This is a genomic window from Streptomyces sp. NTH33 (assembly GCF_003236365.1).
Taxonomy (GTDB): domain Bacteria; phylum Actinomycetota; class Actinomycetes; order Streptomycetales; family Streptomycetaceae; genus Streptomyces.
The window spans coordinates 1-2,222 of the sequence record NZ_POTZ01000740.1 but is presented as its reverse complement, the minus strand read 5'-3'; the positions used below and the strand labels follow the sequence as shown (position 1 = coordinate 2,222).

Annotated in this window: 2 protein-coding genes; both read left to right on the top strand. The window is 69.3% G+C overall.

Annotated elements, in window-relative coordinates; genetic code table 11:
- Positions 1–263 precede the first annotated feature (263 nt).
- Positions 264–1,553 (top strand): phosphopyruvate hydratase, encoded by a 1,290-nt coding sequence (gene eno, locus C1I97_RS35705; protein ID WP_111007090.1) that lies wholly within the window; start codon positions 264–266, stop codon positions 1,551–1,553.
- A 135-nt stretch (positions 1,554–1,688) separates the two neighbouring features.
- Complete coding sequence (locus C1I97_RS35700) at positions 1,689–2,165, top strand: FtsB family cell division protein (RefSeq protein WP_111007089.1); 477 nt, start codon at positions 1,689–1,691, stop codon at positions 2,163–2,165.
- Positions 2,166–2,222: the final 57 nt, after the last annotated feature.

The window sequence follows — 2,222 nt, the reverse complement described above, 5'->3', positions numbered from 1 at the left end:
GGAAAGAGCCCCGCCCCGGTGCGTGTCTCGCGCGCACCGGGGCGGGGCTCTTTCCCCGCTCCGGTTCTTCGTTCCGCTTCTTCTTCTTTGTTCTTCTTTGTTCCGCTTCTTTGTTCCGAATAGAAACAAAGGGTAGCGTCAGCCTGTCCCACCCCGTCCGCGGGACGGTCGGTCGGTCGGCCGACGACCCCGGACGGTTAGGCTCTAGACGCAAGGCTCACCCGCCCCGCACTTCAAGCGTCACATCCACGAAGGAGATGCTCGTGCCGTCCATCGACGTCGTCGTAGCCCGGGAAATCCTGGACTCCCGAGGCAACCCCACGGTCGAGGTCGAGGTCGGCCTCGACGACGGCAGCACGGGTCGTGCCGCCGTCCCGTCCGGCGCCTCCACCGGCGCCTTCGAGGCCATCGAGCTCCGCGACGGTGACCCGGACCGCTACCAGGGCAAGGGCGTCGAGAAGGCCGTCCTCGCCGTGATCGAGCAGATCGGCCCGGAGCTCGTCGGCTACGACGCCACCGAGCAGCGCCTGATCGACCAGGCCATGTTCGACCTGGACGCCACCGACAACAAGGGCTCGCTGGGCGCCAACGCCATCCTCGGCGTCTCCCTCGCCGTCGCCCACGCCGCCGCCGAGGCGTCCGACCTGCCGCTCTTCCGCTACCTGGGCGGTCCCAACGCGCACCTGCTGCCGGTGCCGATGATGAACATCCTGAACGGCGGCTCGCACGCCGACTCCAACGTGGACATCCAGGAGTTCATGATCGCCCCGATCGGCGCCGAGTCCTTCTCCGAGGCCCTGCGCTGGGGCACCGAGGTCTACCACACCCTGAAGAAGGTCCTGAAGAGCAAGGGCCTGTCCACCGGCCTCGGCGACGAGGGCGGCTTCGCCCCGAACCTCGGCTCCAACCGCGAGGCCCTGGACCTCATCCTCGAGGCGATCAAGGAGGCCGGCTACACCCCCGGCGAGCAGATCGCCCTCGCGCTCGACGTCGCCGCCTCCGAGTTCTACAAGGACGGCACGTACGTCTTCGAGGGCAAGGAGCGCTCGGCGGCGGAGATGACCGAGTACTACGAGGAGCTGGTGGCCGCCTACCCGCTCGTCTCCATCGAGGACCCGCTGTTCGAGGACGACTGGGCCGGCTGGAAGATCATCACCGACAAGCTCGGCGACAAGGTCCAGCTCGTCGGCGACGACCTGTTCGTCACCAACCCCGAGCGCCTGGCCCGCGGCATCGAGGAGGGCATCGCCAACGCCCTGCTGGTCAAGGTCAACCAGATCGGCTCGCTGACCGAGACCCTGGACGCCGTCGAGCTGGCCCAGCGCAACGGCTTCAAGTGCATGATGTCCCACCGCTCCGGCGAGACCGAGGACGTCACCATCGCCGACCTGGCCGTCGCCACCAACTGCGGCCAGATCAAGACCGGCGCCCCGGCCCGCTCCGAGCGCGTCGCCAAGTACAACCAGCTGCTGCGCATCGAGGAGATCCTCGACGACGCGGCGGTGTACGCGGGCCGCAGCGCGTTCCCCCGGTTTCGCTCTGCGAACCAGTAGGCACAGCAAGGCCTGACCCGCAAAGAGGCAAGGCTTCGCCCGTCGCACGTACGTCCCCGTACCCGGTCCCGTACCGTGTGCGGGGACGTACGCACGTGTGGGCGGCGTGAACGGCACGAACGGGAGGCGGGGACGATGGCCGTCAAGGACCGGGACCGGTTCTCCACCGCGACCAGGCTCAGACTGCTCGGCGAGCAGACCGCGGCCCGCGTCTACCGTTCGCAGACCCGGCGCCAGGCCCGCCGCTCCCGGCTCACCGGCCGCGCGGCGCTGCTCGCGCTGGTGGTGTGCTCGCTGGTGGTCGCCCTGGCGTACCCGATGCGGCAGTACGTCTCCCAGCGCGCCGACATCGCCGACCTCAAGCGGCAGAAGCGGCAGGCCCAGGAGCGGGTGGAACAACTGCGCGACCTCAAGGCACGCTGGCAGGACGACGCCTACGCCGAGCAGCAGATCCGGCAGCGGCTGCACTACGTGAGACCCGGGGAGACCGGCTACGTCATGATCGAACCGGGCCCGGCCAAGCGGTCCCGCGCCGAGCAGGGCGCGGCCCGCCGCCCCTGGTACGCCAACGTCTGGGACGGCGTCGACAGGTCCGACGCCTCCGACCAGTGAACCCACAGAGAGACATACGCAAGGCATGCACACCCCACCGCCGCCCACCCCGCGCAC